This window comes from Inquilinus sp. KBS0705 (assembly GCA_005938025.2).
Lineage (GTDB): Bacteria > Bacteroidota > Bacteroidia > Sphingobacteriales > Sphingobacteriaceae > Mucilaginibacter.
Genome location: VCCI02000001.1, coordinates 1,820,926 through 1,834,890 on the forward strand (window position 1 = coordinate 1,820,926; position 13,965 = coordinate 1,834,890).

At 41.6% G+C, this 13,965-nt stretch carries 9 protein-coding genes and 1 other RNA gene; 4 read left to right on the forward strand and 6 right to left on the reverse strand.

Translation table 11 applies throughout. From position 1 onward, the window contains the following. Positions 1 to 10: 10 nt before the first annotated feature. Both ssrA and FFF34_008005 read left to right on the forward strand, forming a co-directional pair. Positions 11 to 381: a transfer-messenger RNA gene (ssrA, locus tag FFF34_008000) on the forward strand. 98 nt (positions 382 to 479) lie between these two features. Then, positions 480 to 839 carry a hypothetical protein gene (locus tag FFF34_008005; protein TSD67324.1) on the forward strand — a complete coding sequence of 120 codons (360 nt, stop codon included), beginning with the start codon at positions 480 to 482 and terminating at the stop codon, positions 837 to 839. A 7-nt stretch (positions 840 to 846) separates the two neighbouring features. Here the strand turns inward: FFF34_008005 and FFF34_008010 are convergent, their stop codons facing one another. Beyond that, the gene (locus FFF34_008010) at positions 847 to 1,539 is read right to left on the reverse strand and encodes an adenylate/guanylate cyclase domain-containing protein (protein TSD67325.1); all 693 of its coding nucleotides are present in this window, start codon (positions 1,537 to 1,539) and stop codon (positions 847 to 849) included. 192 nt (positions 1,540 to 1,731) lie between these two features. Here FFF34_008010 and FFF34_008015 point away from each other — a divergent pair, with 192 nt between their 5' ends. After that, positions 1,732 to 2,589: a sigma-70 family RNA polymerase sigma factor gene (locus tag FFF34_008015; GenBank protein ID TSD67326.1), complete on the forward strand. Its 858-nt coding sequence runs from the start codon at positions 1,732 to 1,734 to the stop codon at positions 2,587 to 2,589. 69 nt (positions 2,590 to 2,658) lie between these two features. Here FFF34_008015 and FFF34_008020 read toward each other — a convergent pair whose 3' ends face one another. The 4 genes from FFF34_008020 to FFF34_008035 all read right to left on the reverse strand — a co-directional run bounded on the left by FFF34_008020 (position 2,659) and on the right by FFF34_008035 (position 11,530). Beyond that, positions 2,659 to 5,367 (reverse strand): PKD domain-containing protein, encoded by a 2,709-nt coding sequence (locus FFF34_008020; protein TSD67327.1) that lies wholly within the window; start codon positions 5,365 to 5,367, stop codon positions 2,659 to 2,661. Between the two features lie 175 nt (positions 5,368 to 5,542). Beyond that, positions 5,543 to 7,222, reverse strand: coding sequence for a hypothetical protein (locus FFF34_008025; protein TSD67328.1), 1,680 nt, complete (start codon positions 7,220 to 7,222; stop codon positions 5,543 to 5,545). 7 nt (positions 7,223 to 7,229) lie between these two features. Further along, on the reverse strand, positions 7,230 to 10,211 hold the full coding sequence (locus FFF34_008030) for a glycosyltransferase (GenBank protein TSD67329.1): 2,982 nt from the start codon (positions 10,209 to 10,211) through the stop codon (positions 7,230 to 7,232). Beyond that, positions 10,208 to 11,530: a hypothetical protein gene (locus tag FFF34_008035; protein TSD67330.1), complete on the reverse strand. Its 1,323-nt coding sequence runs from the start codon at positions 11,528 to 11,530 to the stop codon at positions 10,208 to 10,210. Before FFF34_008035 ends, FFF34_008030 begins: the two co-directional genes overlap by 4 nt. Before the next feature lie 289 nt (positions 11,531 to 11,819). Between FFF34_008035 and FFF34_008040 the strand changes: the two genes are divergently transcribed. After that, entirely contained in the window at positions 11,820 to 12,485 is a 666-nt protein-coding gene (locus tag FFF34_008040; GenBank protein TSD67331.1) for a DUF47 family protein, read from the forward strand. A gap of 2 nt (positions 12,486 to 12,487) precedes the next feature. Here the strand turns inward: FFF34_008040 and FFF34_008045 are convergent, their stop codons facing one another. Beyond that, positions 12,488 to 13,657 (reverse strand): glycosyltransferase family 1 protein, encoded by a 1,170-nt coding sequence (locus FFF34_008045; protein ID TSD67332.1) that lies wholly within the window; start codon positions 13,655 to 13,657, stop codon positions 12,488 to 12,490. Positions 13,658 to 13,965: the final 308 nt, after the last annotated feature.

Consider the following 13,965-nt stretch of genomic DNA (forward strand, 5'->3'; position numbering starts at 1 on the left):
CTTACAAAATGGGGTCGACCGGAATTGACAGGATGGAGATAAATAGGTAAGCATGCAGCGCGTTGGGTGAATTAGCGCTTAAATCTGAACGCTCAAACTTACAAATGGCGAAAATAACTACGCCTTAGCTGCCTAATTTAGAATTAGCATAGCTTTTGTCCCGCCGGTTTTCTGTTCTGTTGGATCGGCAACCGGGGCATCGAAAAACGGAAATAGCCTGCTTAAAGGTGTGGTAAGCAGGCGAAACAAAGCACCTAAGGATTAAGGTACAGGTAAGCGGTTAACCTTCCCTAGTCCCTACAATTAAATAACAGCTAAGCATGTAGAAAGCTTATCTTATACCATGTTTGGACGAGGGTTCGAATCCCTCCGGCTCCACAAAAAAGCCTGCGATTAATAATTGCAGGCTTTTTTATTTACAGCGTGAGAATTTATAGCGAACATTGCCTAAACAAAAGCTTACAGAAAGCAAATGAACAATGATAAAAGCATACAGATTATATACAGGTGCCGACGGGCATTCGCACGTAGAAACCGGAACCGTTAACGAGGGTGTGTTAAGCCAAGCGTCGCACATCAGGTTTCAGGAGTCGCCGCCGCACTCATTTTACGATTGGCACAACGCCCCTACTACTCAATATGTTATTTCGTTATCGGGCACCTTAGAGTTTGAGACCCTGCCCGGCGAAACATTTATTTTAAAACCAGGCGAATTACTAATAGCCATGGATATCACCGGCACAGCCCATAAATGGAAACTTGTTGACGATGCCCCGTGGCAACGCGTGTATGTAGTTTTTGAAGAGAACCAGGTAAATTTTATCCCCGACAACCAATAATAATAACTCATCCTGATATCGCTAATAAGTAATCCATATTAAACTGCAAACCTGTTAAGGAGTAATTATTATTATAAGGTTTACCTGCCAAACGTACTTGTTGCCCCTGCGATATTCCCTGTAAATTTGTCGTTTGCTTAATAAGCGCAGTAGGATGCGACTCAAGCATTTGATAGGCGTATTCAGACATTAGCAAATCATTATTCAGTTCCTTGGTTTTGGCTTGCAGCCTGGCCGCAATATTTACAGGAAGCCCCATTACTGATAATTGCGCCGGCCCATCTAAACCAAATTCACTTACAAATACTTTACCTGCATGTAACCCAACACCTATCTCTAAAGGATCATTATTAAAAGTTGTATAGGCATCATTAAAGATATCTACGGTCTGAAACATAAGCTTTGCAGCCTGGTAAGCATTATTTACCGCCTGGCGCAGGTTACTTTGCAAACCAAAAACGGCATAAAGATTATCGCCGGCAATCTCTATCACCCTGCCCTGCGTATTTTTTACAATTTGATTAAAGGCGGTATATAAACGCCTTACTAACTGTATCACCGATTGACCGGGCTGCGATTCCATAAGCCCTGTAAAATTGCGGATATCCAGAAAAAGTATGGCCACCTCTTTTTCCTGGTCTACTGCTACAGCACTGGCTGCAGGCATGTAGGTGTTTAACATTAAGTAATTGTTTTCCATGAGTTGTGTGTTTCGTTACTTAAGCAGACGAGCCAACTTTTAAAACATTTTAAAAAAACCGCGAATAATTTAGTGATGACACAGCGCTGACTTAGTAATGTGAATATATTTGATGTGCCGCAACACCTATGCTGATCACTCATATAAAAGAATTACACGCTATACACAATTGTTTGATTATCTTTGCAAAACATGAGGCAATTAAAGATAACCCAATCCATCACCAACCGCGAGTCGCAATCATTAGATAAATATTTAACAGAGATAGGCAAAGTAGATCTGATAACGGCGCAGGAGGAAGTTATTTTAACTCAAAAAATACGCGAAGGTGACCAGGCTGCTTTAGAGCGACTTACAAAAGCCAACCTTCGTTTTGTGGTATCGGTTGCTAAACAATACCAAAATCAGGGCCTTACCCTTGGCGATTTGATAAACGAAGGTAATTTAGGCCTGATAAAAGCCGCCGGACGTTTTGATGAGACTAAGGGTTTTAAATTTATATCATACGCCGTTTGGTGGATACGCCAATCAATCTTAACTGCTGTGGCCGAGCAAAGCCGCATTGTGCGCTTACCGCTTAACCAAATAGGTTCGTTAAACAAAATACGCAACTCTTCATCTAAGTTAGAGCAACAGTTTGAGCGCCCGCCTACGCCCGAAGAATTGGCTACCGAGCTGGAAACAACTGTCGAAAAAATATCCGATTCGTTATCAAACGCCGGCAGACACGTTTCTGTTGACGCGCCTTTTATTACAGGCGAAGAAAACACTTTATTGGATGTACTGCAAAATTCAGAAGCTGATACCGATAGCGAACTGATGACCGATTCGCTTACACAAGAAATAAAACGTTCGTTAAATATATTAGCTGACAGAGAAAAACAAGTATTGATATTGTTCTTTGGCTTAAATAACATAGCCGCCCACTCTTTAGAAGAAATAGGCGAAAAGTACCAGCTAACCCGCGAACGTGTCCGTCAGATTAAAGACAAGGCACTATTGCGCCTGCGTTCTAATTCAAAATCGAGGTTATTGCAATCTTATTTATAATATTGATTTTATGCTATAAAAAAAGCTCAGCCAATAATGGCTGAGCTTTTTTGCTTTTGGGAAGCTTTGCTATTCGTCACTAAACTTTATATTATTTAGTCGCAAGGGTGTGCCTGTAAATACAATAAATACATCGTTAATGCCCTGGGCACCGGTTAAGTTCAATTTTACACTTTGCAAGTTTATATAACTACCTGTAAAAGATGCTAACAACTTACCATCAGCAGTACCAGAATGCACCTCAACAGTGCCGGGCGGGTCTGTAGCCCTGCCCCTTGGCAATAACATCAATTCAATAGTTTTAATATCAGTAAGGTCAAGTTGGTTAAACTTTAAATATGCGCCTGGGTTTTTCACCACGGCTACCGTACTATCGCGGTTATATACCATATCTTTAGCCTCGCTAACCTGTGCTACCGGCACTACTGTACCGCGTAATATTACAATATTTTCGCCCATCAATGGGCCTGCCGCCTTTGTCCCTTTATCGGTATATGCGGCCCGCAGTATAAAGCTACCGTTTTGATTTTCGCCTTTGGGCACAGCGGTAACATAGGTACCCGTTACCGGCATAGATTTTTGCGCCTTTTGCGGAGTGCCCAGGCTCATAATATATTTAACAATACTGCTCAGGTCGTTATTTGACAAAGCCGGGTGTGCAGGCATTTGTGCGTCGCCCCAATTACCAGATCCGCCCGTTTTGATCTTTTTTGATAACAGTGCAATTGCGTTAGGGTCGTTCTTATATTTTTTTGCTACCGCGGTAAACGATGGCCCAAGCACTTTATCCTTTACCGAGTGGCACGATTTACAGTCGCTTTTTGTTATCAGCGCCATACCCGCTGCGTACTTGGCAGTGGCATCAACCCCTTGTTGTTTTTGGGCTATAGCAGTTAAATTATACCCCTCAGAAAGGTAATTGGCACTTACCGACACCAGCGATGGCGCAATACGCTTATTAGCCAGGCTACCATCCTCTTTATCAGTTACAGCTACCTTATAGCCAACACTTTTACCAGGAAAATAGAAACTACTATTACCTGATGTAATATTTACCTTAACCACAGGCGGTTCGTTACCTGCCTTTATAGTAACCGACTTGCTATTGCTGGCCCCTTTCAAATCGCTTACGGTAAGGGTGACTTTATAGGTACCCGCCGATGAAAGTGTTAATAATGGGTTTTCCTCTTTTAATGTTTTATACAGCTTACCGCCTTTGGTTATTTTCCATTGATAGGTTAACACATCGCCGTCGTCAAAATCTTTTGATCCGGCCGATGAAAGGTTAACTTTTAAAGGCAGTGCTCCGGCAACTTTATTGGCTGATGCCTGTACCTGTGGCTTACGGTTACCGCCGCTATATTCTATTCGTATTAATTCAGCTTCGGGATTGTTCCTGAAGTAACCATTTCCATACTCTAATACATAAAGGTCGCCTTCGGGGCCAAATTTCATATCAATGGGGCCACGCAGTCGCAGGTCAGGCAAAAAGCGCTCCATCGATTTATATTCACCATTGTCGCCTATCTCTACAACATTTATCCAGCCACGCACCCAATCGGTTATTAGCCATTTACCCTCATAATAATCAGGGAAAGGCCGTTTAGGGTCTTTAAAATCGGCACGGTGATAAATAGGGCCGCCAACCGCACTGTTACCCCCACTCTCCAACAAGGGAAACTGCGTGCTTATACCTTTTGCATACCATATAAAGGCAGGAGTAGCGGGCGGCAGCTCTTTTAAACCACTGCTATTAGGCGAATTATTTATAGGCTTTGCCGCGTCAAAAAAATCGCCGGATTGCTTGGTAGCAAAATCATATTTACGGTACGCTTTATTATCCCCCACAAAGTATGGCCAGCCATAATTACCGGGCTTTTTAGCCTGGTTAAACTCATCGTACGATTGCGGGCCACGTTTTTCAAAATCATCCTTTGAACCATCAGGGCCAACTTCGCCCCAGTATAACCAGCCAGTTTTACTATCAATAGTAAGCCTCCATGGGTTACGGTTGCCCATGGTATAAATTTCGGGGCGGGTATTAGGCGTGCCGGGTGCAAAAAGGTTGCCTTGCGGTATAGTGTATGAGCCATTGGGCTGCGGATGAATACGCAGTATCTTACCCCTTAGGTCGTTTGTGTTCGACGATGATTTTTGTGAATCCTCCGGCGACATGCCCGGGCGCTCATCCAAAGGCGAAAACCCGTCTGACGCCCTCGAGAAAGTGTTATCTCCTGTGCTCAAGTACAGGTTTTTATCTTTATCAAACAACATACCCCCACCTACGTGGCAGCACTCTTCGCGCTGAGTGGGTACATCCAGTATAGTTGTTTTTGTATCTTTCAGTATCTCTTTACCCAGCCACATATAGCGCTCTAACGAGTTTTTGGCCACGTTGCCAGCCGGTGCATAATAAACGTATATCCAATGGTTAGTGTCATAATCAGGGTCTAAAATTACGCCCTGTAAACCATCTTCTCCTTCACTTACCTCACCTTTTTTGCTTACATACTTGGTACTTACTGCAAACTCCCCTATTACACTTATCTTATTAGTTGCAGGGTCATAAACCTTAATTTTCCCCTTCCGCTCCGCATAAATTACCCTGCCATCCTTCATTATCTGAAATTGCATAGGTTCTTCAACGCCCTGCGCCAAAACCACTTTGGTAAAACGGTTATCTTCGGGTTTTTTAGTGGTTTGTGCATTCAGGTTAAAGGCATAAAAAGCTATTAAAAAAGCGGTAACAGCCCTTTTAAGCGGTAAATTTTTAAACATTTGCTTTACAGTAATTTAGGTTATTTGTAAGCACAATATAAATGTTTTTCAGGTAATTAAAACACTGCACTATCCATTTTTATCAGGGTCACAATAACATTACAAAATGATATAGGTATGCGGGTCATTTAAACCAGATCAACCTTATATTTACCACAATGCAATACAACCTAAGCTACTTTAATAAGCCCGAAAACTTATTCATTGATCGTGGGGTTATGCTCCAATCGGGTGCTTTTATATTACCCCAGGCCTTTGGGTTGTCATACAGGTTAAAATAACAAATACCAAAAACATGAGGGTTGGCCTTAATGGTTTTAGCGGCATTAGCAAGCCAGCCGTCCTGGTAGCTTTCGGGGCCTTTTACACCAAATTCGGTGATAAATATTGGTTTATCCGAAAAGCGCATCCTAAAATATTTGCGGTTAAATATGCGGCTAAAGGGTTCTTGCTTTTTGGGGTCAGTTATATTTTTATCAGGTAAGCCATATATGGCTATGCTAATAAAGTCCACCACATCATCGCCGGGCCAAAAGTCTATTGATCCCCTATCGCCTGCCGGCCCCCACACCTTTTTAACGTTTTTGGCCGGGCCACCTTCAAATTGCATAAAGTAGCGGTATGCCTTAATATAGGCTACGGGATCCTGGCTTTGCCAGGCATAACGGTGAATGGGTATCTCCATTTCATGCATCCAGCGCAGGTAAACGGTTTGTTGTGTAGTAGCTATAATGCCAAACAACTTTTTTATCACTTCATCGTACCGGCCGTTTACAATGTTTTGCGATAAGTTGTTGTCTGCCTTTCCGCTGGTATCACGCCATGGTTCCATCGTAACAATCGCCTCGTGATGGCGGTTGATGATCTCGCGGAATTTCTTTTCAAAATCTCCGCGCTGCACTTCGCCAAAGTCGGTAAATATATGCTCAACATTAATACTCTTCTGGCCTATCAACCGCTTATTAAGATCGAACGCCCCAAGTCTTAAATAGTCGCGGGATGGCTTTGTCTTAGCAGTATCGGCATAATTTGCAGGCGAGTAAACTACGTCGCTGTATTTAGCCATATAGGCCGCCTCGTTTACCAGCCATTGCATTTTAAAGTTTGTTTTTGAAAGCGTATCAGACCCGATTATTAAAACAGGTTTGTCGATAAAACGCAAGCGATGCAACTTAGCCCTTAGCATTTCGGGGATACTTTTAGCTTTGGGGTAAGCGTCGGTGGTTTTTTCTGATTTACTGCCTAAAGTAATACTGGCCACATCTACCCATTTATTACCCGGCCAGTATTCGGTATCACCGGGATATCCCGACGGGCCCCAAACTATTTTCACTTTAGGCGCTTGTTGCTTTACCTTTTGGGCAAAATAGTTAAAAGACCGGTTATAAGTATCGGGCGACTGGAACTGCCACGGAAACTCGCTGGCCGGGACTTCCATATCCGGGTCGTAGCGTACATAAACCTGGTGATCGCTTTTATTTATTAAGGCAGCCAGTTGGCTTATTTTGCCATTAAAAGCGCCTTTTAAAACTTCTACCAATACATTGTCAGTATCAAATTTGCTTGTTGGCCAGGTTTCGATAGTGATGAGGATGTCGTTATTGGCTATAGCGCTGTCTAACCCGCTTTTGTCAGACCATGTCGCAGCATTTTTCCATACAACCTTGTAATGCGCCATTGCAATTGCATTGGGCTGCATTATTTTGTTAAACACCGCAATTACAGGTTCGTCAGCAGGTGCATAATCATGCCGAAGGTATGATTTGACATAGGACCTTGCGAAGAACAAGCCCAGTAACATAACAACCAGTAATACGGCTGTTAATACATAATATTTGGCTTGTATCGCTTTCATTTAATCATCAGTTTTTTAGCGGTATATTTAATATTGAGGTTGTGGTTGTAATGTTATTATCTTTTGCAGCTATTAAATACAATTTGTAGTTATGTACATCGGCAGGCATGTTTACGCGTAAGCTGGCACCGGTACCAACAGGGTTAATAGCTATCGCATTACCGTAATCATCGGTACGTACAAGGTACCATTCAAAGTTAAGCCCGGTATTTATGTATGCAGCCAGGTTCCATTTACCGTACTCGTAAATTAGCGCGTTATACGGTAACGATGCTCCTGCCGTAGTAGTAAGCGCGGGCCGTAATATCTTAATTTGAGGCAGGTTATTGGCAGGGACTTTACCATTCCACATCTGGCTAATTTTATGCAGATATGGCTTATTACGACCTAAAATATCCTTTAGTCCGCTTAACGACACCATGGTACCTGCCTGCTGATCTTGCCAGTTGGCGTAAAATATACTGCCCGATGGTAAAACGGAGCCAGTAAACGCTTCGGGGTTTACGTTACTGAAAAATATAGGCGCATTTACGTCAGCCAAATATTTTATAGCCGAACGGCTATTCAACACCACGCCAAAAGCATCTATTTGGGGTATTTGCTGGTGCAACATGGCTACCGTTTGGCCCAGTGTGGCAGATGATAACACATCTACCGTAACTATACGGTGTGTATCGGCAGCTTTAATATCATTGACCAGGCGCTTTAGCCATTTAATATAGTTGTAGCGTGCATACAATAATTGCGATTTACTGTAGTAGCTATCTAACTGCTGAAAGCTGGTGTTGCCAATATTCCAGGCATCAATACTTTGTTCGGCACGGTGCGCACGCACTGTTTTAACAATGTTTTGAGCAAGGGTTTCCAAATCATCGGCATCGTTAACAAAGTTGGATGCATCGGGTATCCAAAAGCTATAATTGATCTTAAGGCCCTGCTTTTCGGCCGCATCAAAAGTAGATGAGTCGTATACGTTAGGGCCATATATTTTTACCGTATTAATGCCCGCCAGCTTCATTTCCGTAAAATCATGATTGATGATCTTTTTAGTAAGCGGGTATATATTTTTAAACCAATATTGCCCTTTTGCATAAATTATCCCTCGGGTGCCTGCCCAATATTTAGGGGCCGATAATAACTGCTTATATCCGTTTAACGAGTCGGCTTTAATAGCAGTATCGTTATGTAAAAACTGGTTATTTCCGGCAGGGTATAAAAGTTTGTGTATGGCAAGCGTATTTGAATTACTACGGGTAACAAAAGCTTTCTTTTTTGAAGAAGCCGGGACAAACGACTTAAAAAAATTATTGGTAATACCGGAACTGATACCCGAGTAATCGTCTGAATGAGTAGATACATACAAACTAACGCATACCATAAATACCAATAACATGGCACCTACAGCGCGTACGCCGGTATACATTTTTCGCCTGAACAACCAGAAAAGCCTTTTTTTACTTTTGATATAGGTAGCGATACGCAGCAATGCAGGATGCTTTTCTAAATACACCTGTAGCTTTAATTCGGAACTGGCTACCAGCATAAACACCATAAACAAGCAGTTTAAGCTAACTATACCCGCCATAAAAAATGTAAAAGGGTTCCAGTCGTTATATAGCCCGTATATAATTGCCGATAACGAAATCACCAGCACTACAATATTGGGGATATTGTTTTTGAGGTTCTTTTCGTCCTTTACATCTTTCGGGGTAGCTATATAAGGCACATCGCGCCTTATTAAGGTGTAAACAAAGCCTAAAATAAACACCCACCAGGTACCTATCAGCAACAGCCCGCCTACCAGGTGAAAGCCCCGCTCATTATCTTCCATCACCCATCGTTGCACATAATGCCTTATTGTTATTACAGCAGTTATAAAGGGTAGGCTAATCACCAGGAACTCAGAAAAATCCATCCGCAGCGGGAATACATCGCCAAACAAGGCTAAAACCGGTATCAAAAAGTTGAACAAAAACACAAAACCCGAAAGGTAAAACAGCGGCAATAAACCATAATGAAGCTTTTGGCGCCAGGTGAATTTTGTAAACAACTTTATGTATGATGTTACCAATAACTCGAACACCCCCCTTGACCATTTTAGCTGCTGCTTGTAATAGGCCGATAAGGTTGCAGGCACCAAACCTTTAGCCAATACCTCGGGCACGTAAACCGATTTCCAGTTTTTTGCATGCAATTGCATGGCCGTATGCATATCCTCGGCAAGGCCCGCCGCATGCCCCCCTATTGACTCTAAAGCCGTACGGCGGAAGGTGCAATTGGCCCCGATGGCCTGCACCGTTCCGTAACTGTTCATGCACATCATCATAGGGCCATAAAAATGGTAGGTTTGCTGTGCTGCTCCTTTGGCTATCCACCCTATATCCTGGTTGTAATAAGCCTGTACAATTTGCACATAGCCAATTTCCGGATTATCAAAATGTGCTACAATAGGGTCCAGGAAATTTGGTGCAGGTATATGATCCGGATCAAGCACCACGCACAATTCGCCGGTTGATTGGCTTAGGGCATTATTGATATTACCCGCTTTGGCGTTAATTTTTTTTATGCGGGTAATATGGTGCACACCTAATTTAGCGCATACCTCTTTAAGGTAAGGGTCGTTTGCCTCATCACATAAATAGCTTTGATGCGGGTAGGTAATGGCCTGTATCGCAGTAAGCGTTTCCAATATCATTTCGTATGGTTCGCCTGCGCAAAATGTGGTGAAGATATCAACGGTGTATTGCCTGGTTAAGGTTGGGGCAACAGGCACTTTAATAGACCAGTAGTGATACCACTCATATATGATCTTAAAGAAAGTGTAAACAAACGTCGATATCAATAACCAATAAATTGCCTGGTAACCCATCACATCCTTTTCGAGTAGGCTTTGCATAAAAAAGCCCATACAAACCAATCCTATCACGATCATCGATCGTAATATTAAAAGCTGTTTTGCTGATGGTTGCTTCACTGGTGCAGGTTTCATGGATTTTTAACTACATAAAAAGGTGTATTACTTGTAGCATAACACCCATTATTGTTATAAATGTATACGTACAGCCTATATGGGCCCTCATTTGCAGGCACCTTAAAGCTAATGCTTGTACCACTGTTAGCTGTAATGGCCCCCTTAATTTCTTTCGGCTTTTTCCTGCTGAATATCCCGTTGATTTTATACCAATCTTCGGGTAATAGCTCCCATTTATACGTAAGCTTTGCCGTATCAGCGTTATTAAAATAAAGCTTACCATTTGCAATAGTGTTGGGCTTTAATAATATATTATCTCTTGCTCCCTTATCGTTTAATAGCATAAACTTAACAGACGGCGCATGCATCATAGCTTGCTTACCCGTCCATAAATATTGCATTACATTTACCACTTCAGTTTTGTTACCCTTTTCATCAAACAAGCTAAACCATGTGGGGGTAAGTTCCTGCTTTTGCCCCCAATAAAACACCATGGAACCTAAAAAGCGCTTATCATTAACCGGCATATACTTTTTATAGGTATCTAAATACTGCTCGGCCTTTTTGGTGCTGCTGTTTTCTACATAAGCGCCCCAGGCATTTTGTTCTTCAGCTATCCATGGGCCTTCAATGCCCCACTCAGTAATTAAATAAGGGCCGCTCCACCACCAATCCACCTTATCCAGATCGGCTTTAAAGGTTTGTATGGCGCCGAAAATATTAAAGGATATAAAATCAATATCGGTACGCAGCTTTATATTAATAATATTTTGCTTCTGCACATTCATTACCGTTGTAGTAACCGGGTGGTTGGGGTCTTGCTGATGCAGCATATCAACAAGGTTATTAAAAACGGTATAAAAACAAATGTACTTTGGTTTGTACGGAAAAGGAAGTTCGTTACCCAGGCACCAGGCTAAAACAGCGGGGTGATTTTTATATTTATTTACAAATTGGGTAAAGTCTTTTTCAGTTTTGGCAGTTTTGGTGTCGTTGTTGTAAAACTCATCCATGTTAATGTTTGTAGGCAAGGGCAAGCCTACTATCACAGCCAAATTATTGGCTTGTGCCGAGTCTAAAACAGCAGCCAAATGGGCGGTGTCCCAGGTGCGTATGGTATTACCGCCTGCCTGTCGCAGGCTTTTTAATTGTGTAAAGCCTGCGCCGCCTTTTATTGAAAAGGGTTTGCCGTTACGGTAAAGGGTGAATTTTTTATTAATATTTTGGATATAAACTGTTTGATGAGTTGCTTTATTGGCTTTTGGCTGATTACAGGCTAAAAAAAACAGGCTAAAAAGTATGCAGCAGCTATTTAACCCCAAGTAAAATCTCATCATCAATTTAATTCAATAAGCAAATCATCCAGATTTATTTAAGGCGTTGATACAACTATAACACTATAGTTAAAACTAATGCACCAAGCCCAAAATTTACAACTGTTAGTATTACAGGATATAATATTAACAGGTTGCAGATTAGTAAAAATGCTTATTTTTTTAATAAAAAAGGCATAATTAGATGCTTTTGAAATAAAATCTTTGGGAATAGGCAACTACTGTTTTTACCACATTGGTGAAACCTTTAAACATATGTTAACATCCGCTTAATAGTAATGCCTTAGCTTTAATGCAAATAGAAAAAGCATATATGGCAGCAGGAGTGTGGGGGTTGTTTATACCTAAAAATCAGCAATTCTTTAATTTATTTAATCAATCTTCTACTATTAATGTAGAAATGTCGCAATTGCTTTACAAAGCGGTTAGCGGCGAAAGTAAGCATGAAGAAAATATGCAGTTTAACCAAATAGACCGCCTTAAACTGCAGGGCAATGATGTTAAGCATAAGGTATACCTGGCTTCGGCAAAAGCATTTATATCGCCGTTTGCACGTAATGATATGTATGCGCTGGCATCGGCCTTAAACAGTGTTTGCGACCATATACACGTAGCATCACGTCGTATACATATGTATCAGTCTGACCATATCACCCCATCAATAAAGGAACTGTCGAGTTTGGTATTAGAAACCAGTATAGAACTTGATTATTCTGTTAAAGCATTAAACAACCTTAAAAACAGTGATGCCATAAGTGCGCTTTGTAATAAAATAAAGCAGCTGGAACATTATGCCGATACAGTTTACAGCAAAGCGGTATCGTTAATTATGGCAAACGAAAAAAGCTCGGTTGAACTGATCAAATACACCGAAATTTTAGGCGCGCTTGAAAAAGCAACCGACCGCTGTGAGGATGCCACCAAGGTAATAGAGAGTATAATTATTAAGAACAAATAATTTCAGGCTAATTCAAGCACCGCTTTATTTGCCATTTGGGTTACATCATTAAAATAAACCGTGGCAAGTTCGTGCCAGGTAAGCTGGTTGCTGCATTGTAGGCCCTGGCATACAAACTGATGGCGCAGCTGGCGGTTACAAAGTAGTTGTTCTATCTTTTCTTTATAATCGCTGGCTTTGTATGGCTCGCATTTAAAACCGTTTACTCCCTGAATTATAAAATCTTTTGACCCACCACCATCAGCAATTATACAAGGCAGGCCCGATGCCATTGCTTCCGCTACCACGTTGCCATAGGTTTCGGACACTGAAGGAAACAAAAACACATCAGATGAGGCATACAATTCGGCCAGATAATTATGGTCAGCACGGCCAACAAATATAGCTTTGGGCATACGTTCCTTGCAGGCTTTTTTGGCAATACCATCGCCCACTATTAAAAAATTAAGGTTGGGCTGGCTGTTTTGCAGGCTATCGTATATCTCAAAAAGGGTTTCTAAATTCTTCTCCCAAACCAGGCGGCTCACAAAAAGTATGGTAGGGTGATTATTCCCTGTTAACTGCCGAATTAAACGTGCATCCTTTTTAGCAGGATTAAACAGTATATTGTCTATTCCCCTTTTCCATATTTTCATTTTTGCGGAGAGGATGCCAATAGAAGCTAATTCCTCCTTCAAACTTTCGGATGGTACATACACTTTATCGCAATTATTATAAAATACCCGGTGGCTTTGTCCCATTATTTTTTTGGCCCATTTAACTAAAAATGGCGCGTACTTTAAATAATAATCTAAATAGGATATAAAATGGGTATGATAAATAGTCATTACCCTTAAGTGTTTTTTAGCAGCATAATTAACCCCAAACTTACCTAAATACGATGGCGTGGATACATGCACCACATCCGGCCGAAATTCATTTAAGGTTGCTGTTAATTTGGCTTTTGCCAACGCCGGCAATGCAATACTATAATGGCTATTAAAGGGCAGCGCGACCGAAGGTACTTTGAGGCTTTTAAACCCGGCTATTTGCGCGGGGCCGGCTCCGTAAATAAACAGGTACTCAAATTCGTGCTTATCTATACGGTTAATGATCTGGTAGATAGTACGCACCGCACCGTCAAAGTCTTCCGTTAAAATTTCGGCAAAAAACGCCACCCTAACTTTACTCATACCGCTTGCCGGGAATTACAAACCAGGATAGTCCAAAATAAAAATCTCAAAGAAAGGCTTATGACGCTACCGTATGGGCAGAGTTGCCATCGGGTTGATCAGTTAAATTTAAACCAGCATCATCGGCCATGTTTTTTAGCTTAGGTGTACGCATAGCAGCCCAAACCACAAATGCTGCAATGGCAAGCATTACCAAATCAAGTGTACTATATCCAACTTCCATAATATCTGATTTTTTTGATTACCTAAAGCTACGCTACCAGTTTAACAAAATTGTTAACGCTACATTATCAGTTGAATAAGGTACG

Bases quoted from the DNA above. Each gene is read 5' to 3' on its own strand.
- FFF34_008005 (TSD67324.1), top strand. From the start codon at position 480: ATGATAAAAGCATACAGATTATATACAGGTGCCGACGGGCATTCGCAC.
- FFF34_008010 (TSD67325.1), bottom strand. From the start codon at position 1,539: ATGGAAAACAATTACTTAATGTTAAACACCTACATGCCTGCAGCCAGT.
- FFF34_008015 (TSD67326.1), top strand. From the start codon at position 1,732: ATGAGGCAATTAAAGATAACCCAATCCATCACCAACCGCGAGTCGCAA.
- FFF34_008020 (TSD67327.1), bottom strand. From the start codon at position 5,367: ATGTTTAAAAATTTACCGCTTAAAAGGGCTGTTACCGCTTTTTTAATA.
- FFF34_008025 (TSD67328.1), bottom strand. From the start codon at position 7,222: ATGAAAGCGATACAAGCCAAATATTATGTATTAACAGCCGTATTACTG.
- FFF34_008030 (TSD67329.1), bottom strand. From the start codon at position 10,211: ATGAAACCTGCACCAGTGAAGCAACCATCAGCAAAACAGCTTTTAATA.
- FFF34_008035 (TSD67330.1), bottom strand. From the start codon at position 11,530: ATGATGAGATTTTACTTGGGGTTAAATAGCTGCTGCATACTTTTTAGC.
- FFF34_008040 (TSD67331.1), top strand. From the start codon at position 11,820: ATGCAAATAGAAAAAGCATATATGGCAGCAGGAGTGTGGGGGTTGTTT.
- FFF34_008045 (TSD67332.1), bottom strand. From the start codon at position 13,657: ATGAGTAAAGTTAGGGTGGCGTTTTTTGCCGAAATTTTAACGGAAGAC.